Source organism: Aquisalimonas sp. APHAB1-3 (assembly GCF_048323695.1).
In the GTDB taxonomy this organism is placed as follows: domain Bacteria; phylum Pseudomonadota; class Gammaproteobacteria; order Nitrococcales; family Aquisalimonadaceae; genus Aquisalimonas.
The window spans coordinates 195,859-214,477 of sequence record NZ_JBLWFT010000001.1; the positions used below are offsets into that span (position 1 = coordinate 195,859).

At 65.0% G+C, this 18,619-nt stretch carries 16 protein-coding genes and 5 tRNA genes; 19 read left to right on the forward strand and 2 right to left on the reverse strand.

What is annotated here, in order from left to right; translation table 11 throughout:
- The first annotated feature begins 63 nt into the window (after positions 1-63).
- The 8 genes from rpsF to radA all read left to right on the forward strand — a co-directional run bounded on the left by rpsF (position 64) and on the right by radA (position 6,434).
- Positions 64-492: a 30S ribosomal protein S6 gene (gene rpsF, locus ACNSTU_RS00880; protein WP_290634689.1), complete on the forward strand. Its 429-nt coding sequence runs from the start codon at positions 64-66 to the stop codon at positions 490-492.
- Positions 493-509: 17 nt separating this feature from the next.
- Positions 510-863: a primosomal replication protein N gene (gene priB, locus ACNSTU_RS00885; RefSeq protein WP_290634691.1), complete on the forward strand. Its 354-nt coding sequence runs from the start codon at positions 510-512 to the stop codon at positions 861-863.
- Positions 863-1,087 carry a 30S ribosomal protein S18 gene (gene rpsR / locus ACNSTU_RS00890; protein ID WP_091640213.1) on the forward strand — a complete coding sequence of 75 codons (225 nt, stop codon included), beginning with the start codon at positions 863-865 and terminating at the stop codon, positions 1,085-1,087. The genes priB and rpsR overlap by 1 nt, the downstream gene beginning before the upstream one ends.
- A 30-nt stretch (positions 1,088-1,117) precedes the next feature.
- The gene (locus ACNSTU_RS00895) at positions 1,118-1,969 is read left to right on the forward strand and encodes a hypothetical protein (RefSeq protein ID WP_290634694.1); all 852 of its coding nucleotides are present in this window, start codon (positions 1,118-1,120) and stop codon (positions 1,967-1,969) included.
- Between the two features lie 46 nt (positions 1,970-2,015).
- A complete protein-coding gene (rplI, locus tag ACNSTU_RS00900) occupies positions 2,016-2,462 on the forward strand; it encodes a 50S ribosomal protein L9 (RefSeq protein ID WP_290634696.1) in 447 nt (148 codons plus the stop codon).
- Positions 2,463-2,588: 126 nt separating this feature from the next.
- Positions 2,589-3,977 carry a replicative DNA helicase gene (gene dnaB, locus ACNSTU_RS00905; RefSeq protein ID WP_290634698.1) on the forward strand — a complete coding sequence of 463 codons (1,389 nt, stop codon included), beginning with the start codon at positions 2,589-2,591 and terminating at the stop codon, positions 3,975-3,977.
- Complete coding sequence (alr, locus tag ACNSTU_RS00910) at positions 3,974-5,080, forward strand: alanine racemase (protein ID WP_290634700.1); 1,107 nt, start codon at positions 3,974-3,976, stop codon at positions 5,078-5,080. The genes dnaB and alr overlap by 4 nt, the downstream gene beginning before the upstream one ends.
- Complete coding sequence (gene radA, locus ACNSTU_RS00915; RefSeq protein WP_290637710.1) at positions 5,061-6,434, forward strand: DNA repair protein RadA; 1,374 nt, start codon at positions 5,061-5,063, stop codon at positions 6,432-6,434. The genes alr and radA overlap by 20 nt, the downstream gene beginning before the upstream one ends.
- A 13-nt stretch (positions 6,435-6,447) precedes the next feature.
- On the opposite strand, the gene ACNSTU_RS00920 is transcribed toward radA, so the two are convergent.
- Both ACNSTU_RS00920 and folD read right to left on the reverse strand, forming a co-directional pair.
- Positions 6,448-6,828 (reverse strand): PilZ domain-containing protein, encoded by a 381-nt coding sequence (locus ACNSTU_RS00920; RefSeq protein ID WP_290634704.1) that lies wholly within the window; start codon positions 6,826-6,828, stop codon positions 6,448-6,450.
- Between the two features lie 69 nt (positions 6,829-6,897).
- Positions 6,898-7,755: a bifunctional methylenetetrahydrofolate dehydrogenase/methenyltetrahydrofolate cyclohydrolase FolD gene (folD, locus tag ACNSTU_RS00925; protein WP_418212005.1), complete on the reverse strand. Its 858-nt coding sequence runs from the start codon at positions 7,753-7,755 to the stop codon at positions 6,898-6,900.
- A gap of 166 nt (positions 7,756-7,921) precedes the next feature.
- On the opposite strand from folD, the gene ACNSTU_RS00930 reads away from it, so the two are divergent.
- From ACNSTU_RS00930 to clpX, 11 genes are all read left to right on the forward strand, one after another.
- Positions 7,922-7,998: transfer RNA gene (locus tag ACNSTU_RS00930), tRNA-Pro, on the forward strand.
- A 37-nt stretch (positions 7,999-8,035) separates the two neighbouring features.
- A tRNA-Arg gene (locus ACNSTU_RS00935) sits at positions 8,036-8,112 on the forward strand.
- Between the two features lie 35 nt (positions 8,113-8,147).
- Positions 8,148-8,223 (forward strand) — tRNA-His (locus tag ACNSTU_RS00940).
- A gap of 12 nt (positions 8,224-8,235) precedes the next feature.
- Positions 8,236-8,311: transfer RNA gene (locus tag ACNSTU_RS00945), tRNA-Lys, on the forward strand.
- A 251-nt stretch (positions 8,312-8,562) separates the two neighbouring features.
- Entirely contained in the window at positions 8,563-10,101 is a 1,539-nt protein-coding gene (locus ACNSTU_RS00950) for an efflux RND transporter periplasmic adaptor subunit (protein ID WP_418212006.1), read from the forward strand.
- Positions 10,101-13,241 (forward strand): efflux RND transporter permease subunit, encoded by a 3,141-nt coding sequence (locus ACNSTU_RS00955; RefSeq protein ID WP_290637714.1) that lies wholly within the window; start codon positions 10,101-10,103, stop codon positions 13,239-13,241. The genes ACNSTU_RS00950 and ACNSTU_RS00955 overlap by 1 nt, the downstream gene beginning before the upstream one ends.
- Positions 13,234-14,658: an efflux transporter outer membrane subunit gene (locus tag ACNSTU_RS00960; protein WP_290637716.1), complete on the forward strand. Its 1,425-nt coding sequence runs from the start codon at positions 13,234-13,236 to the stop codon at positions 14,656-14,658. Before ACNSTU_RS00955 ends, ACNSTU_RS00960 begins: the two co-directional genes overlap by 8 nt.
- A gap of 58 nt (positions 14,659-14,716) precedes the next feature.
- Positions 14,717-14,802 (forward strand) — tRNA-Leu (locus ACNSTU_RS00965).
- A gap of 185 nt (positions 14,803-14,987) precedes the next feature.
- On the forward strand, positions 14,988-16,358 hold the full coding sequence (gene tig, locus ACNSTU_RS00970) for a trigger factor (protein ID WP_290637718.1): 1,371 nt from the start codon (positions 14,988-14,990) through the stop codon (positions 16,356-16,358).
- A gap of 2 nt (positions 16,359-16,360) precedes the next feature.
- The gene (gene clpP, locus ACNSTU_RS00975) at positions 16,361-17,002 is read left to right on the forward strand and encodes an ATP-dependent Clp endopeptidase proteolytic subunit ClpP (RefSeq protein WP_290637720.1); all 642 of its coding nucleotides are present in this window, start codon (positions 16,361-16,363) and stop codon (positions 17,000-17,002) included.
- Positions 17,003-17,188: 186 nt separating this feature from the next.
- A complete protein-coding gene (gene clpX / locus ACNSTU_RS00980) occupies positions 17,189-18,469 on the forward strand; it encodes an ATP-dependent Clp protease ATP-binding subunit ClpX (RefSeq protein ID WP_290630826.1) in 1,281 nt (426 codons plus the stop codon).
- Positions 18,470-18,619 lie beyond the last annotated feature (150 nt).

Below are 18,619 nucleotides of genomic sequence, written 5' to 3' on the forward strand. Positions count from 1 at the left end.
TGCCTTTCGGGGTCACGAAAGGCTTCTCCGGGGTTCGCCCCGAGTAACCACAGGGAGTTACCAATGAGGCATTACGAAGTCGTGTTCATGGTCCACCCGGACCAGAGCGAACAGGTTCCGGCCATGACGGAGCGCTACCGCGGCATTATCGAGAATAATGGCGGTACCATTCACCGTCTCGAGGACTGGGGCCGTCGTCAGCTCGCTTACCCCATTCGCAAGCTCATCAAGGCGCACTACGTTCTGTTCAACGTGGAGTGCGGCAAGGATGCGCTCGACGAACTGACCTCCACGTTTCGTTTCAACGATGCTGTCATCCGGCACTTCGTTCTCTCCCGCGACGAGGCGGTAACCGAAGCCTCGCCGATGATGAAGGAGAAAGACGAAACCAGGGATCGCGGCCGCCGCGAGGACCGCCCGCGTGACGAGCGCTCGGAAGCGCCTGCGGAAGAGGCCCCGGCCGAGGAAGCCAGCAGCGAAGCCGAGAGCTGAGTCCGAGGAGTCTGCGGATGGGCAGTGAGACCCAGCCGCCCTGGCCGGATAATCGTCTGGCCCTCACGGGGCAGCTGCTGGATGATCCCCAGACCCGCATGACGCCCGCAGGTGTCCCGGTCAGCCGCTTTACCCTGGAGCACGAATCGCACCAGCCGGAAGATGGCCACAACCGTCAGGTCCGGTTCCGGGTCGCGGTCCATGCCAGAGGGCGAACGCTGCAGGACGTGATCGGTACGTTGCAGGCGGGTAGCCCAGTCAGGGTGCTCGGACATCTCGGGCGCTCGGGTTACCGCCCCGAACAGCATCAGCTGGTGGTCTTCGCAAGGCGCATCCAGCTGCTAACGAACGAAACGCAAGGAGTCGAGTAATGGCACGTTTTTTCCGTCGCCGTAAGTACTGCCGCTTTACCGCCGAGGGCGTGAAGGAGATCGACTACAAGGATCTCGCCACGCTGCGGAACTACGTCACTGAAACGGGCAAGATCGTCCCGAGCCGGATTACCGGCACGAGCGCCCGGTACCAGCGGCAGCTGGCGCGCGCCATCAAGCGCGCACGCTACCTGTCCCTGCTGCCGTACACGGACCGTCATTAAAGGCCTGGTCGGGCATCGCGGGGCCGTCCGGTGAAGCCGGTGCTGGCGTTCATGATGCAGGGCCGCTGGCAGCCGATGCTGATCATGGCAGCGGCGACGCTGATGCCCTTGCTGGCCTGGCTGGGCGGCGCGGTCCTTGCCCTGGTGACCCTCCGGCGGGGCGCCGCGGAAGGTGGCCTGGTCATGGCGGGTGCCGCCTTGGCCATGGGCATCGCGTTTGCTGCCATGGGCGTCAACCCCATGGTGGCCGTGGCCGGTCTGCTGGAGTACTGGCTGCCGGTGTTCCTGCTTGCCGTGGTCCTCAGGGCGACGGTGTCGTTGCCGTTGACGGTGCTGGTGAGCGCGGCCCTGGGCAGTGCGGCGTTGGTGCTCTGGTACGTCGTGGTTCAGGATCCGGCCGCCTTCTGGGCCCGGTCCCTCGGCGGCATGTTCGAGGGCGAGGAGGGCGCGGATCTGATGCGTGCCCTCGGACCGGTAATGTCCGGTTTCTGGGTCCTCGGGCTGTGGTCCCTGTCGGTTGCGAGCCTGCTGCTGGCACGTTGGTGGCAGGCGGTGCTGTACAATCCCGGGGGATTCCGCGAGGAGTTCCACGGATTGCGGCTGGACTGGCGATTCGCGGCCGGTACGCTGGTGGTCATGCTGATGGCGACGTTCACCGGGCCGGGGCTGGTCTACGACCTGTCCCTGCTGCTGTCCGGTGTCTTCGCGGTGCAGGCGCTGGCGGTGGCGCACTGTGTGGCGCATGCACGGGGCTGGCACTGGATGATGCTGGTGCCCGTTTACGGATTGATGCCGTTTCTGTTCAAGCTGTACGCGCTGCTGGGTATCGCCGATACCTGGTTCGATCTGCGGCAACGCCTGATCAGGGATAACGGTGGGTGAGCCGGCGCGGCCGGTTCGGGCTTTGAAAATCATTGGGGTTGGAACGATGGAAGTCATTCTGCTGGAAAAGGTAGAGAACCTGGGTAACTTGGGCGACAAGGTCACTGTGCGGCCTGGCTACGGGCGTAATTTCCTGGTGCCGCACGGCAAGGCCAAGCCGGCAACGGCGGAGAACATCAAGATCTTCGAAGAGCGTCGTGCTGAACTTGAGAAGGCCGCTGCGGAGGCGCTCGCTGCCGCCGAAGCGCGTCGTGACAAGGTCGCAGAGGCAACGCTGACGATCACCGCCAAGACCGGAGACGAAGGCAAGCTGTTCGGTTCGGTCGGTCCGGCGGACATCGCGGATGCTGCGGAGCAGGCTGGGCTGGAGCTGGCCAAGCACGAAGTGCGCATGCCAGAAGGCCCGATCCGCGTGGTCGGCGAGTTCGACGTGCATGTGCACCTGTATACCGACGTCGACACCACTGTGCGCGTGGTCGTGGAAAGCGCCTGAGGGCGTGATCCCGTTCGGGACCCGCGGCACCAGGCCGCGGGTCCGGAATTGGAGTAGTGTCGGGTTCCGGCGGGCATGCCCATGTGCCCATCGGCCTGTTCCGGATGAGGGGTGGCGGGTTACTCCATGGCTGATTCGAATCCCGCTCAAGAGCTGGACATCTCCGCCCTGAAGGTGCCCCCGCACTCACTGGAGGCGGAGCAGGCCGTCCTCGGCGGCCTCATGGTCGACAACGAAGCCTGGGACAACGTCGCCGACCGCGTCAGCGAAGACGATTTCTACCGTCACGACCACCGCCTCATCTTCCGCGCCCTTGGTGCTCTCGCCGAGCAGCAGCGCCCCATGGATGTGGTCACCCTCGCCGAAGCGTTGCGCAACGCCGGCGAACTGGATGACGCCGGGGGCATGGGGTATCTCGGCAGTATCGCCGCGGAGACCCCCAGCGCAGCCAACATCTCCGCGTACGCGGACATCGTGCGCGAGCGCTCCATCCTCCGGCAGATGATCCGGGCCGGCACGGACGTGGTCAGCTCCGCCTTCAAGCCGGATGGCCGCGACAGCAAGGATCTGCTGGAAGAGGCGGAGCGTCTCATCTTCCAGATCGCGGAGACCAGCGGGCGCTTTCAGCAGGGCTTTGTGGGCGTGCGCGACATCCTGCCGACGGTGGTGGAGCGCATCGATACCCTGTACCACCAGGATGGCAGCGTCACGGGTGTGCCCACCGGGTTCACCGACTTCGATCACATGACGTCCGGGCTGCAGGGGGGCGATCTCGTCATCGTCGCTGCACGCCCGTCCATGGGGAAGACCACCTTCGCCATGAATATCGCCGAGCACGTCGCCCTGAAGGACAGCGCCCCCGTGGCGGTGTTCAGCATGGAGATGCCGGGCGACGCCTTGGCCATGCGCATGCTCTCGTCGCTTGGCCGGGTGGAGTTGCAGAAGATCCGCACCGGCAATCTCGACGACGACGACTGGCCGCGGCTCACGTCGACCATGAGTCTGCTCTCCGAGGCGAAGCTGTTCATCGACGACTCACCCGGGCTCTCGCCCCAGGAGATGCGGGCGCGGTCGCGGCGCCTGAAGCGCGAACACGGCCTGTCCATGATCATGGTGGACTACCTCCAGCTGATGCAGCTTCCCGGGTTCAAGGAGAACCGAACCGCGGAGATCTCCCAGATCTCCCGTGGACTGAAGGCCATGGCGAAGGAGCTGGACGTGCCGGTGATCGCGCTCTCCCAGCTCAATCGCTCCCTCGAGCAGCGCCCCAACAAGCGTCCGGTTATGTCCGATCTTCGCGAGTCCGGCGCGATCGAGCAGGATGCCGACGTTATCGTGTTCATCTACCGCGACGAGGTGTACAACGAGGACAGCCCCGACAAGGGCAGCGCCGAGATCATCATCGGCAAGCAGCGTAACGGCCCCATCGGCACCTGCAGGCTCACGTTTCTCGGTCAGTACACGCGTTTCGAGAACTACATCCACGACGTCTACGGCGGCGAGGGCTGGCAGTGAGCCGGAACACGCGGGCGGTCATCAGCGTTGCTGCGTTGCGCCACAACCTGGCCGTGGCCAGGGACGCGGCCGGCGGCGCGCGGGTGATGGCGGTGATCAAGGCCAACGGGTATGGTCACGGTCTGCTTCGGGTGGCGTACGCGCTGCGTCACGCCGACGCCTTCGCCGTGACGTCGCTGGAAGAGGCAATCCCGCTGCGCGAAGCCGGATTCGCCCATCCGATCCTGTTGCTCGAAGGGCCGTTCGAACCGAACGAGATCCAGCTCGTCAGTCGTTACCGGCTGGACATGGCCGTGCACTCGGACTGGCAGATTAGTGTGCTGCAGGGGGCGCGGCTGACGCGGCCGGTGAACGTCTGGCTCAAGGTGGATTCCGGCATGCATCGCCTGGGTCTGCCGCCCGACACTGTCCCTGATGCCTACGCGCGGCTGTCCGGGTTGTCCGGGGTATCACCGCACCTGCGGCTGATGACCCATCTGGCGGAGGCGGATGATCCGGAATCCGAGGTGACGCCGCAGCAGTGTCGGGTATTTGCCGACACGGTTGAAGGCCTGCGGGGAGAGCGATCCCTGGCCAACTCCGCCGGGCTGCTTGGCTGGCCTCAAACCCGGGGCGACTGGGTGCGCCCCGGTATCATGCTCTACGGTGCGTCGCCGTTCGGTGCCGGGTCGCCGCTGCATGCGCCGCTGCGGCCGGCCATGACGCTCACCACCCGTATCAACGCCATCTACCAGCACCGTGCGGGCGATGCCATCGGTTACGGCGGCACGTGGACCTGTCCGGAGGACATGCCGGTGGCCGTGGCGGCGATTGGTTACGGGGATGGTTACCCGCGCCATGCCCCCTCCGGCACACCGGTGCTCGTCAACGGCGAGCGGGCACAGCTGATCGGCCGGGTGTCCATGGACATGATCTGTCTGGACCTGCGCGGGTTGAGCGGACCCGTGGAGGTTGGGGATACCGTGACCCTCTGGGGGGAGGGGCTGCCGGCGGAAGAGGTTGCGGAACACGCCGGTACCATCGCCTATGAGCTGTTCTGCACGGTGACGCAGCGGGTGCATTTTCAGGAAGAACGGGACCCCCATGGCAAGGACGAAGACTGAGTACTGCTGCAGTGCCTGCGGCGCAACCAGCCCGAAATGGTCGGGACAGTGTCCCGATTGCGGTGCCTGGAACACTCTTGAGGAAATCGTGCGGGCGCCCGAGCGCCCCGGTCAGCCCGCCGGAGCTCGACAGTATGCCGGGGACGCCGGCGTCACCACCCTCGGCGATGTGGCGCTCTCGGAGGACGCACGGTTCTCCACCGGTCTCAAGGAGCTGGACCGGGTGCTTGGTGGTGGCCTGGTACACGGCGGCGCCGTACTCCTGGGGGGCGATCCGGGCATTGGCAAGTCCACGCTGCTGTTGCAGACCACGGCCCACCTGGCCGCCCGGGACAGCGTGCTCTACGTCACCGGTGAAGAGTCGCTGCGGCAGGTCGCACTGCGCGCCTCCCGCCTGGGCGTGGCCGCCGATACCCTCGAGGTGCTGGCCGAAACCTGCGTGGAGGCGATTCTCGAGCACGCCAGGCAGCGCCGCCCGCGCGTACTCGTGGTGGATTCCATCCAGACCGTCTTTACCGAAGCGCTACAGTCGGCTCCGGGCGCCGTCGCGCAGGTGCGCGAGAGTGCTGCGCGGCTTATCCGCTTTGCCAAGCAGACCGACACCAGCGTGTTCCTGGTAGGCCACGTGACCAAGGACGGGCAGCTTGCCGGCCCCCGGGTGCTGGAGCACATGGTGGATACCGTGCTCTATTTCGAGAGCGAGGGCGGAAGCCGGTTCCGGTTGCTGCGGGCGGTCAAGAACCGCTTCGGCGCTGCGAACGAGCTGGGTGTGTTCGCCATGGACGAAAGCGGCCTCAAGCAGGTCAAGAACCCGTCAGCCATCTTTCTCTCCCGCCACAGCGAGCCTGTTAGCGGCAGCGCCATCATGGTTACGCGGGAGGGCAGTCGTCCACTGCTGGTGGAGGTCCAGGCGCTGGTGGCCGAGAGTCCGTCGTCGACACCGCGCCGGGTGGCGGTGGGGCTCGACGGCAACCGGCTGGCCATGCTCCTGGCCGTGCTGCTGCGTCACGGCGGCGTCATGACCGGGGATCAGGACGTGTTTCTCAACGTGGTCGGCGGGGTGCGGGTGGCCGAGACGGCGAGTGATCTGCCGGTGTTGCTGGCAGCGCTGTCCAGCCTCCGTGACCGTCCGCTGGCGGCGGATTGCGTGGTCTTCGGGGAGGTAGGGCTGGCGGGGGAGATTCGCCCGGTGCCCAACGGCGAGGAGCGACTGGCCGAAGCGGCGAAACATGGCTTTCGACGGGCGGTGGTTCCCGCGAAGAATGCCCCGCGAGGCAGCCAGGCGATCGGCGGGCTGGAGGTGAGCCCGGTCGAACGCCTGGAGGAAGCCATGGACGCGGTCTTCAGCCGCTGATGGTGCCAGCGGGTCAGGGCGACGCGTGACCGTCATCGGCCATGTCGGCGAGCTCCCGGCGCAGCATGTCCGCGTCGCCGAGGTTGAGCTCGACCAGCCGGCGCAAATGGCCCATGCTCTCGATATCGATGTGCGTGCAGTGGAAGCCCACATGCTGCTCGCGGCGGTGGGCCGTTTCCAGCGTCATTTCGATGTGGACTTCGTCGGTCAGGGGAATGCTGAGCAGGCACCGCTCCGCATCCGAGACCGTGCCCGCATCCGGTAGCAGGACAAGGACCCCTTTCAGAGAGATGTCGACGATACGCACATCCAGTGCGTGCACGCCCGTCTGCAGACGCGCCGGGCTGTCGAACTGGATGCGGCTGAACTGCCGTCTTTCAGTGGAAGGTGCCATTCTGGGTCTCTCGCCGGTCAATCTCACAGCTACCTTAGCACCGCTTGACCGTGGCGGCGACGTTCTTGCTCAGATTGGATCCCGCGCCTCCGCGGCTTCCAGCGTGTTCGCGAGCAGGGTGGCAACCGTCATGGGGCCCACGCCGCCGGGCACGGGCGTAATCCAGCCAGCCCTCTGACTCGCGCTGTCGAACTCCACGTCGCCGGTCAGCTTGCCGGAGTCGAGACGGTTGATGCCCACGTCCACGACGACAGCACCCTCCTGGATCCAGTCGCCCGCGACGAATCCCGGGCGACCGACAGCGGCGACCAGGACGTCCGCGTTGCGGATCTTGGTCTCCAGATCGCGGGTGCGGCTGTGGCAGATGGTGACCGTGCAACGTGCGTTGAGGAGTTCCAGGGCCATGGGGCGGCCGACGATGGTGGACTGGCCAACGATGACCGCATCCTTGCCGGGCAGGGATACACCGGCATCCTCCAGCAGCGTCATCACCCCGCGGGGCGTGCAGGAACGCAGCCCGGGCAGCTTCAGTGCAAGCCGTCCCATGTTTACCGGGTGGAACCCATCCACGTCCTTGGCCGGGTCGATGCGGTCGATGACGCGCTGGGCGTCGATCTGGGGCGGCAGCGGGAGCTGCACCAGAATGCCATCGATGGCCGGGTCTGCGTTGAGGGAGTCGATCAGCTCGAGGAGCGATTCCTCGGCAGTCGTGGCAGAGAGGTCGTAGGCGTACGATGTGATGCCGACTTCCTCACACTGCGCGCGTTTCTTGCTGACGTAGACCTGCGACGCGGGGTTCTCCCCGACCAGAATGACCGCCAGCCCCGGTTCGCGGCCTCCGGCTCCGGTGCGCCGGGCGACGCCAGCGACAACGGACTGACGCAATCTCAGGGCAGCGGCCTTACCGTCGAGGATTTTTGCGGTCATTGGGCTGGCGGTGCTCCGTGTGGGTCGAGGCGGTCGGGATGGTCGGGGATTCTCGCACGCGCCACTTGAGACCGACAAGCGTACAATTGACGCACTGAGGCCGGCTGCGTATCATTCTTCGCTCCGCAGCCGGTGATGTCGTTCGAGGCTGAATGGAGCGACTCTTCGGGGTGTGGCGCAGCCTGGTAGCGCGCCTGCTTTGGGAGCAGGAAGTCGGGGGTTCGAATCCCTCCACCCCGACCATGACTCTCGCGCCAGGTCATGACAGGATGAAAACCGAGCGCCCGTAGCTCAACCGGATAGAGCATCGGCCTTCTAAGCCGAGGGTTGCAGGTTCAAGTCCTGCCGGGCGCGCCAGTCCGGTCGGCGTTGCGGACAAGTCGGTAACAATGGTGGGCGTAGCTCAGTTGGTAGAGCCCTGGATTGTGATTCCAGTCGTCGTGGGTTCGAGTCCCATCGTCCACCCCATTCAATCAAGTCGGGCCGTTAGCTCAACTGGTAGAGCAACTGACTCTTAATCAGCAGGTTGAAGGTTCGAGTCCTTCACGGCCCACCAGGATTTCATCCCGAGCCAGGCGTTCGCCTGGCTTTTCTTTGGTTCATCGCGCCAAGCTATTGTTGTAAAGTTGCCACCGCGAGGGTGTGTTGCCAAGTAGCGACATGCATGCGTGATCCGCTCATCCGTTACACTGCCGTTTGTTGCCCAGTCCTCTTGCGTGGGCCGGTTGGTCTGAATCGTGCGGCCAGCGGTGGCGTGAGGGATGTCGCGCCTCAATAGCGAAAAGAACCACGCAGGGTGCACCGCCAATGATCCCGACCTTCCCCTCCCGTCCAGAGTGTTGTGTCAAGGCAACGCTTGTTCCGCTGTGTCTGATTGCCGTTTTCGCCATCAGCGCATGCTCGGTCGAGTCCGAAGAGGAGGTGGATGCGGATGCCGCACCGCCCGAGGTGCCGGTTCGTGAGGTGATCCGTGAACCCATTTCGGTTGAGAGGACGTATACCGGCCGCACTTTTGGCGCCCGGCAGGTCAATATCCGTGCGCGCGTCGATGGGCTGCTGGATCGTCGCGGCTACGCCGAAGGGTCCATTGTCGAGGAAGGCGCGGAGCTGTTCCGGATCGACGCCTCCCCCTACGAGGTGATCGTCCAGAGTGCGGAAGCGGAGCTGGAGCGCGCCGAGGCGGAGCAGCGTCAGGCGGAACGCGAGTGGCAGCGCGTGTCCGACCTCTATGACGATGACGCCGCCAGTGCCCGGGAGCGCGATGAAGCGCAGTCCGAGCTGGAACTGGCCGGTGCGGGGGTGGCGCTTGCGGAGGCGCAGCTCGCCGAAGCGCAGATCGACTTGGATTTCACCGTGGTCGAGGCGCCGTTGCGGGGTGTTGCCGGCATGGAGGAGTCGCCGGAGGGCAGCCTGATCGACGCCGGTGATCTGCTGACCACGGTGACCCAGCTCGATCCAATCCACGTGCGCTTTGCCATCCCGGAAGGGCACATGAGTGCTTATGGGTCCCAGATCCGCAGCGGCACCGGGATTACCGTGACGCTGCGCAGCCGGGACGGTAGCGAATATGGCGAACTCGGCCGCATCGACTACACCGAAGCGTCAGTCGATCCGGAAACCGGCACTGTCGATGCGCGCGCTGTGTTTCCGAACCCCAGCGAGGAACTGATGCCGGGTCAGTTCGTGAGGCTGGCCGTCTCGGGTCTGCACGCCGGTTGGGGGTTCCGTATTCCCCATGCCGGCTTGGTGGATGATCGGGAAGGTCCCGCGCTCTATCTGCTGGATGATGACGACCGGCTGGAGAAGAGGTATGTCAGTGTCGGGCTTGATCTCGGCGACGATTTCCTGGTGACCGAAGCGCTCGAAGACGGTGACCGCGTGGTGGTTGGCGGCGTCGCCGATCTTGATGAAGGCGACAGGGTGGACCCGCAGCCGTCACCGCGGGATGAGGAAGACGACCCCCGTGACGTGCTCGGTGTTCTGCCGCCGGCCGACGAGGAACTCTCCGAAGAGGATCTGGAGGAAGACGACGAGGACGACGAGGACGACGAGGACGACGAGGACGACGAGGACGACGAGGACGACGAGGACGACGAGGACGACACGGACGACACGGACGACACGGACGACACGGACGACACGGACGACACGGACGACACGGACGACACGGACGACACGGACGACACGGACGACACGGACGACACGGACGACACGGACGACACGGACGCCGACGCCGACGCCGACGCCGACGCCGACGAGAGCGATGTCGCGGCCGATGCGCGTGAAGCGGCCGAGGAGGCGGCGGAAGCGATCGAGGGTGACGGTAACGGCGATGGGAGCGACTGATGCTTCGCTTCTTCATTGACCGCCCCGTTTTCGCCACGGTCATCTCCATTCTTATCGTGCTCGCCGGCCTTGCCGCCGGCCGGATGCTGCCGGTGGATCAGTACCCGGACATCCTGCCGCCGAAGGTGATGGTGTCGGCCAGTTACCCCGGTGCCAGCGCCGAGGCGGTTGCCGAGACCGTGGCTGCGCCGCTCGAGGCCACGGTGGACGGCGTCGACAACATGGCCTACATGCGCTCGAGCTCCACCGATGACGGGCAGATGGAGCTCATCATCACCTTTGAAGTCGGCACCGACCCCGACATCGCGGCCATCAACGTCAGTAACGAGGTGGAGGGCGCCATGGGGCGCCTTCCGGATACGGTCGTCAGCAGTGGAATCTCGGTAGAGAAGCGCGCCCCGTCCATGCTGCAGATGATCACCTTCACCTCGTCGGACGGCAGCCTCGACCCCCGTTACATCAGTGATTACGTCTGGCGTAACGTCTATGCGGAGCTGCGCCGTGCCCCCGGTGTCGGTGACCAGGACTTCTTCGGCGCCCAGATCTACTCCATGCGCATCTGGCTGCATCCGGATCGCATGGCCGAGTTCGACATCACGCCCAGCGATGTCCGGAACGCCGTTCAGGAGCAGAATGAGCAGTACGCGGCCGGCGAGTTCGGCGCGGAGCCACAGGACAGGCGACTGGACTTCACCTATACCGTCACCACACCGGAGCGTTTCTCCGAGGTGGACGAATTCGAACAGATCATTCTCCGCAGCCGCTCCGACGGGTCTGCGCTGCGTCTGAACGATGTGGCGCGGGTGGAGCTGGGTGCGCACCAGTACGCCTTCAGCGCGACCCACAACGGTCAGGAGACGGTGCCCGTCGGCATTTACCTGGAGCCCGGTGCCAATGCTCTGGAGACCGCGGCCGGGGTTCGCCAGATCCTCGATGACCTGGAGCCGCGGTTCCCGGACAGCCTCGAGTACGCCATCCCCTTCGATACCACGACCTTTGTCGATGCATCGATCCAGCGGGTGCTGCTCACCCTTGTACAGGCGCTTGTGCTCGTGGTCGCCGTGGTCTACCTGTTCCTGCAGACCCTGCGGGCGACAGCCATACCGATCGTGGCGGTACCCGTGTCGCTCGTGGGCACGCTGGCCGGCATGTACCTGTTCGGTTTTTCCGCGAACATGCTGACGTTGTTCGGCCTGATACTAGCCATTGGCATTGTGGTGGATAACGCCATCATTGTGTTGGAGAACGCCGAGCGCATCATGCGCGAGGAGGGGCTGGAGCCACGGGAAGCCGCCCGCAAGACCATGGACGAGGTGGCCGCCCCCATTATCGCCATGACCCTGGTAACCGTGGCGGTCTTCGTTCCGGTGGCGTTCATCGGCGGTTTCAGCGGCCAGATGTACCAGCAGTTCGCCATTACCATCGCCGTGTCCGTGTTCATTTCCGGCATCGTGGCGTTGACGCTGAGCCCCGCCATGTGCGCGCGACTGCTTTCCAGCGAACCGCGCCAGCCGGCCCGGCCCTTCCGCTGGTTCAATGGCGCTTTCAACCAGCTCACCAGGGCTTACGTCGGCGGTGTACGCTACCTGCTGCGCCACCCAGGCGTAGGCATGGGGCTATTCGCTCTGTTGCTGGCAGCAATCGTCGTCATGTTCCGGATTGTTCCGGGCGGGCTGGTGCCGGACGAGGACCAGGGGTATGTCTTCGCGGCGGCGGAACTGCCAGCGGCGTCGGCACTGAACCGCACCCAGGACGTGATGGACCGGCTCGGGTCCGAGGCTCTGGATGACGACGACGTTGCGGATGTGGTCAGCTTCTCCGGCATGGATCTGCTGTCGGATGGTCTCAAGACATACACCGGGGCCGCCTACGTGACGCTGAACAACTGGTCCGAGCGTCGCGAGGCGGCTCGGAGCAGCGATGCGGTGATCGGGCGACTGGAACAGGCCGGCGAGGGTATTCCGGAGGCCCGGATCCAGGCCTTCAACCCGCCGCCCATCACCGGTATTTCCACCACCGGCGGGTTCGAGGCCTACCTGCAGAGCCGCATAGGTGATGATATGGTCACCATGGAGCAGCGGGCGCGGGAACTGATCGATGCCGCCGAGGCGCGGCCGGAGCTCGCCAGGCTTCGTACCGCCCTGAATAACGACGTGCCGCGGTACGAGGCGGACGTGGACCGTGACCGCGCATTCGCCGCCGGGGTTGCTCTGAGTGACGTCTTCGAAGCCATGCAGAGCACGTTTGGCGCGGTCTACGTCAATGACTTCAACCTCTTCGGCCGGGTCATGCGCGTGCACATGCAGGCGGAATCTGAATTCCGGGAGCGGCCGGACGACCTGGACAAGGTCTTCGTGCGCTCGGACGAGGGCCGGCTCGTGCCCCTGTCCACGCTGATCACCGTGCAGCGGACTCAGGGGCCCGATGAAGTAGAGCGGTTCAATGTGTTCCCGTCCGCGCGCATCATGGGCGAGCCGGCACCCGGCTACAGCTCCGGCGATGCGATTCACGCCCTCGACCAGGTGGTGGAGGAGACGCTCTCCGACGACTACCTTCTTGGCTGGACCGGCGCCGAATACCAGGAGCAGCAGGCCTCCGGCGCAGCGGTGGCGGCGTTCGTGCTCGGGGTGATCTTCGTGGTACTGATCCTGGCTGCCCAGTACGAGCGCTGGAGCCTGCCGCTGGCTGTTCTGATGGCGGTGCCCTTTGCCGTGTTCGGTGCGCTGGTGGCCATCTGGGCGACCGGACTTGAGAATGGCATCTATTTCCAGGTGGGCCTGCTGGTGTTGATCTCCCTGGCGGCGAAGAATGCCATCCTTATCGTGGAATTTGCCGTGCTCAAGCGAAACGAGGGGCTGGAGCTGGTCGATGCCGCGCTGGAGGCGGCGCGGCTGCGTTTCCGGCCCATCATGATGACCGCCATGTCGTTCATTCTCGGGGTGGTGCCGCTGGCGTTCGCGTCCGGAGCCGGGGCCAACAGTCAGCAGGCCATCGGCACCGGCATCATTGGTGGCATGCTGAGCGCCACCTTCCTGGCGCTGCTGTTCGTGCCAATGTTCTATTACCTGATCTCGCTGGGCACCGAGTGGATGCAGGCCCGTCTGTCCCGTCGTCGCGCTGAGGGCGAGCAGAATGCGTAAGGCCTGGTTGGTAACCGCGTCCGTATTGGCGGTGTCAGCGTGCACCGTGGGCCCCGACTACGAGCGTCCCGATCTCGCGCTGCCGGAGGAGTGGCCGGACGAGATCGCCGCGCAGATGGATGTGGGCTACGACGACGTGGAGTTCTGGTGGGAGCGCTACGATGACCCGGTGCTTGAAGGCCTGGTCGAGGAGGCGCTGGAGAACAACCTGGACGTGGAGACCGCTGCGGCGCGGGTCCAGCAGGCCCGGGCTGTCCTCGGCTTCCGGGACGCGGAGCGTTACCCTCGGCTGGACGGCGTCATCGAGGCCGAACGCGAGAACCCCGGCCTCACCGGCGGGGACACCGAGTCGGAGTTCCTCGTCGGGGCCGCCCTGAGCTACGAACTGGATCTCTGGGGGCGGCTGTCGCGCAGCCGGGAATCGGCACGAGCCGAACTACTGAGTACCGCCTATACTCGCGATGCCGTGAAGCTGGCGGTCATCAGTGACGTGGTAACCACCTATTTCGATTATCGCGCTGTGCGGGCGCAGATCGACACCACCGAGGACACCATCGGCTCGCTGATCGAAGCGCTGAATCTGGAGCGTTCACGCCTGGACAGCGGCGCCTCCACGGAGCTGGCCGTCCGACAGGCGGAGGCGGAGCTCGAAACCAGTCGCGCCGGCCTCCCGGGGCTGCGCTCCGAAGCGCAGCAGCGCCGCCGCGCCCTGGCCGTGCTCGTTGGCGATGCCGAGGCGGTGCTGAGCGGGCTCGAGGGCCTGGGCGATCACGGCCTCGATGAGCTTCCGGAGACGGGGCACGAGCTGCCCGAGTCAATCCCCTCGGACCTCCTGGTGCGGCGGCCCGACGTCAGGGCGGCGGAAGCCTTTCTGGTTGCTGCCAATGCCGATATCGGCGCCGCCCGGGCCGCCTGGCTACCCAGTGTCGACCTGGTGGGTCTGTATGGCAGTGGCGCCACATCCGTGGGTGATCTGTTCACCGGGCCGGCGACGCTGTGGGAGGTGATCGGCACCGCGACCATCCCGATCCTCGATTTCGGCAGACGCCAGGCGGAGGTCGAGCAGGCTGAAGCAGCGCGTGAACTTGCCGAATTGCAGTACCGGGGCACCATTCAGGATGCCCTGGTGGAAGTGGGGGACGCCTGGACGGTGCTCACCGCCGCTGATGAGCGCGTTCAGGCACGCGAACGCGAGATCACCGCGCGTGTGGAAGTCGCGCGGCTGGCCGAGCGGCGTTATCTGGGGGGTTACATCCCTTATCTGGAAGTGCTCGACGCCCGGCGTGCGCTGTTCGATGCCCGCCTGACCATGTCGGAAGCGATTCGTGACCGGCTAGCGGCCACGGCGACCCTGTACCGTGCCCTCGGGGGCGGGTGGCAGCCCGGGCAGGGAGTGCAGGCCGACGCGGGAGACTAATCCCTGGCCGCAAGTGATGTGGAAGTCTCTGTCCATCATGGGCACAATACGCACCAACGCGGCAGTGGCGGAACTGGTAGACGCGGTAGGTTTAGGTCCTGCTGGGCATTGCCTGTGGGGGTTCGAGTCCCTCCTGCCGCACCAGAACGTCACACCGTGACCAGTGACCCGAGCCGTGACGCCGCGGCCCTGGAGGGGCTTGTGGCCCGGGCGCAACCGGTTGCTCTCACTGGCTCGGGACTCGATCCATCGCTGCACGCGGCGTTGCCGCGCGGCCGATGGGTCCTAATTTGTTCAGATTTTGGCCTTGTGGAACTGAGGTGGCATCAATGCAGGTAACAGTGGAAACGGCCGAGGGCCTGGAGCGCAAGATCAGGGTCCAGGTGCCGGCGGAGCGCGTTGACGGGGAAGTCCAGAAACGCCTGAAAGACATGGCCGGCCGCGTGCGGCTTGATGGTTTCCGGCCTGGCAAGGTGCCCATGAAAGTGGTGCAGCAGCGCTTCGGCGGCCAGGTGCGCCAGGAAGTGCTGAGTGAAGTGGTGCAGCAGACCTACGGTGAAGCGCTGCAGCAGGAAGAACTCCAGCCTGCCGGGTCGCCCAATGTGGACCTCAAGCAGGGCGCCGAGTCCGGCGACCTGGAGTACGAGGCGAGCTTCGAGATCATGCCCGAGTTCGAGGTTCAGGGTGTGGGCGACATGAAGCTGGAGCGCCCGGTCGCGGAAGTGACCGACGAGGAGGTGGACAAGGTCCTTGAAGACCTCCGCAAGCAGCGCGCCACTTACAACGAGGCCGACAAGGCCGCCGAGGACGGGGACCAGGTGGTCATCGACTTCCACGGTACCGTGGACGGCGAGGATTTCGAGGGCAATCAGGGCGAAGACACACCGGTGACCCTGGGCGCCAACCAGATGCCTCCCGAGTTCGAGGAAGCGCTTGTGGGCCTGCGCGCCGGCGACCAGAAGAAGATCGAGTACACCTTCCCGGAGAACTTCCCCACCGAGGGGATTGCCGGCAAGACGGCCGTCTTCGATACTACCGTGAAAAGTGTCAAGGCGCCCGAATACCCCGAGCTGGACGACTCCTTGGCGGAGACCGTCGGCCTTCAGGAAGGTGGACTCCAGGGGCTGCGCGACCTCATCCGCAGCAACCTCGAGCGTGAAGTGGAGCGCGCCCAGAAGGCGAAGCTCAAGGAGCAGGTAACCGACGCCCTGGCCAGGGCCAACGAGATCGAGCTGCCCAAGGCCCTGGTGGATGGTGAGATCGAGTCGATGCAGCAGCAGATGCGCCAGCGCATGCAGTCGCAGACCGGGCAGGCGGCGGACGACCTCGAGCTGCCGGCAGACCTGTTCGAGGAGCAGGCACGCCGCCGGGTGACGCTGGGTCTGGTCATGAACAAGCTGATCGCCGACAACAGCATCCAGGTCGATCAGGATCGCGTTCGGGAGGAACTCCAGAACATGGTGGCCGGTCACCAGAATCCACAGGAGATGCTCCAGCAGTACGTGCAGAATCGCGAAATGATGCAGGGTCTGGAAGTGAACATCCTGGAGGATCAGGTCGTCGAATGGGTGGCCGAGCAGGCCCAGGTGGAAGACAAGCCCATTGACCTCGAGTCGCTGCTCAATCCCCAGCAGGCGCAGCAGGCCGAAGCGGCCGACGACGGCGAAGCGTCCACCGAAGAGACCAGCAAAGAGGGCTGATCATGGCCACGAACGAAACCTCGATGAGTGCGTCCGAAATCCAGGCCAACCTGGTGCCCATGGTCGTTGAGCAGACGTCCCGGGGCGAGCGTGCCTACGACATCTTCTCGCGGCTGCTGAAGGAGCGCGTCGTCTTCCTGATCGGGCCGGTCGAGGATCACATGGCCAACCTGATCGTGGCGCAGCTGCTGTTTCTCGAGTCGGAGAACCCGGACAAGGACATCCACCTCTACATCAACTCGCCGGGCGGGTCGGTGACCGCGGGGCTGTCCATCTACGACACCATGCAGTTCATCAAGCCCGATGTGTCCACCATGTGTGTCGGTCAGGCGGCCAGCATGGGCGCGCTGCTGCTCGCCGGGGGTGCCCACGGCAAACGCTATTCGCTGCCGAACTCCCGCGTCATGATCCATCAGCCGCTGGGCGGCTATCAGGGGCAGGCGACCGATATCGATATCCACGCCCGGGAGATCCTGAGCATCCGTGACCGGCTGAACCGGATTCTTGCCCACCACACCGGTCAGGACCTGGAGACCGTGCAGAACGACACCGAGCGAGACAACTTCATGTCGCCAGAAGGGGCTCGGGAGTACGGTCTGGTGGATCAGGTCCTGCAGGACCGCTCCAAGGTCGCCGAATCCTAGCTCCCATTGCCGGGTGCCATGCTAGTGTGGCATCCGGTTATCCCTTCCGGACTGTGACGTTGGGCGCCATCCGCGGCGTCCGCTCTTGCGTGACCCCTCAAAAGCAGGCAAGGTTTGAAGTGATGGCATCCGCCAGCGCGGTGTGGCGCAAGCCATGCAAGTCCTGGAACTAACCGAGGATCGGTCATGAGCGACAGAGACAAGACGCGTGGTGACGACGGCGGTAAGCTGCTGTACTGCTCTTTCTGCGGCAAGAGCCAGCATGAAGTACGCAAGCTGATCGCCGGTCCGTCCGTGTTCGTCTGTGATGAGTGTGTCGAGCTCTGCAATGACATCATCCGTGAGGAGATGCAGGAGAAGAGTGCGTCCGGCGACTCGCAACTTCCGAAACCCCACGAAATCGCCCACGTACTGGACGAGTATGTCATTGGCCAGGGCCTGGCCAAGCGGACGCTCTCGGTCGCTGTCTACAACCACTACAAGCGGCTTGAAGCAGTTCAGGGCAAGAAGGATGACGTCGAGCTCACCAAGAGCAACATCCTGCTGATCGGGCCCACGGGCTCGGGCAAGACGCTGCTGGCGGAGACGCTGGCGAGGCTGCTGGACGTCCCGTTCACCATCGCCGACGCGACCACGCTGACTGAGGCGGGGTACGTTGGTGAAGATGTCGAGAACATCATCCAGAAGCTGCTGCAGAAGTGCGATTACGACGTGGAGAAGGCCCAGACGGGCATCGTCTACATCGACGAGATCGACAAGATCTCGCGCAAGGCGGACAACCCGTCCATCACCCGAGACGTCTCAGGTGAGGGGGTGCAGCAGGCGCTGCTGAAGCTGATCGAAGGGACGACGGCGTCGGTGCCGCCCCAGGGCGGACGCAAGCACCCGCAGCAGGAGTTCCTGCAGGTGCACACCGGCGGTATCCTGTTCATCGTCGGCGGTGCGTTTGCCGGGCTGGACAAGCTCATCCGCGACCGCTCCGAGAGTGGTGGCATTGGCTTCTCTGCGGAGATCAAGGCCGAGAGCGAGCGCAAGAGCATGGGCGAGACCCTGCACGACGTGGAGCCCCAGGATCTGATCAAGTACGGACTGATCCCGGAGTTCGTCGGCCGTCTGCCCGTGATCGCCACGCTGGACGAGCTGGATGAGGATGCGTTGATCGAGATCCTCAGTCAGCCGAAGAATGCGGTCACCAAGCAGTACCAGAAGCTCTTCGAGATGGAAGGGGTCGAGCTGGAGTTCAGGGAAGAAGCGCTGCGTGCAGTGGCGCAGAAAGCCATGGAGCGCGGGACCGGCGCTCGCGGGCTGCGCACCATCATCGAGAACGTCCTGCTCGATACCATGTACGACATCCCGTCCATGGAAGGCGTCAGCAAGGTGGTCGTGGATGACGCGGTGATCCGCGGCGAAACCAAACCTTACCTGATCTACGAGTCCCCGGAGCATTCCCGGGCGGCGTCCGACTAGCGTGATGCGGGGCGGCGGGGTTCGCCGCCCCGGCGCTCCTGCCTTTTCCCTGATTCACCGACGGGCTCACGAAGCCGATTGGCGTGGGTCATGGTGTCGTTGTCCCGATTGCCTGCAGTGATCCATTGAAACCGGCATGACATGACCACA

Excerpts from the sequence above, each read along its gene's own strand:
- rpsF (WP_290634689.1), top strand. The coding sequence starts at position 64 with ATGAGGCATTACGAAGTCGTGTTCATGGTCCACCCGGACCAGAGCGAA.
- priB (WP_290634691.1), top strand. The coding sequence starts at position 510 with ATGGGCAGTGAGACCCAGCCGCCCTGGCCGGATAATCGTCTGGCCCTC.
- rpsR (WP_091640213.1), top strand. The coding sequence starts at position 863 with ATGGCACGTTTTTTCCGTCGCCGTAAGTACTGCCGCTTTACCGCCGAG.
- rplI (WP_290634696.1), top strand. The coding sequence starts at position 2,016 with ATGGAAGTCATTCTGCTGGAAAAGGTAGAGAACCTGGGTAACTTGGGC.
- dnaB (WP_290634698.1), top strand. The coding sequence starts at position 2,589 with ATGGCTGATTCGAATCCCGCTCAAGAGCTGGACATCTCCGCCCTGAAG.
- radA (WP_290637710.1), top strand. The coding sequence starts at position 5,061 with ATGGCAAGGACGAAGACTGAGTACTGCTGCAGTGCCTGCGGCGCAACC.
- ACNSTU_RS00920 (WP_290634704.1), bottom strand. The coding sequence starts at position 6,828 with ATGGCACCTTCCACTGAAAGACGGCAGTTCAGCCGCATCCAGTTCGAC.
- folD (WP_418212005.1), bottom strand. The coding sequence starts at position 7,755 with ATGACCGCAAAAATCCTCGACGGTAAGGCCGCTGCCCTGAGATTGCGT.
- ACNSTU_RS00950 (WP_418212006.1), top strand. The coding sequence starts at position 8,563 with ATGATCCCGACCTTCCCCTCCCGTCCAGAGTGTTGTGTCAAGGCAACG.
- ACNSTU_RS00955 (WP_290637714.1), top strand. The coding sequence starts at position 10,101 with ATGCTTCGCTTCTTCATTGACCGCCCCGTTTTCGCCACGGTCATCTCC.
- ACNSTU_RS00960 (WP_290637716.1), top strand. The coding sequence starts at position 13,234 with ATGCGTAAGGCCTGGTTGGTAACCGCGTCCGTATTGGCGGTGTCAGCG.
- tig (WP_290637718.1), top strand. The coding sequence starts at position 14,988 with ATGCAGGTAACAGTGGAAACGGCCGAGGGCCTGGAGCGCAAGATCAGG.
- clpP (WP_290637720.1), top strand. The coding sequence starts at position 16,361 with ATGGCCACGAACGAAACCTCGATGAGTGCGTCCGAAATCCAGGCCAAC.
- clpX (WP_290630826.1), top strand. The coding sequence starts at position 17,189 with ATGAGCGACAGAGACAAGACGCGTGGTGACGACGGCGGTAAGCTGCTG.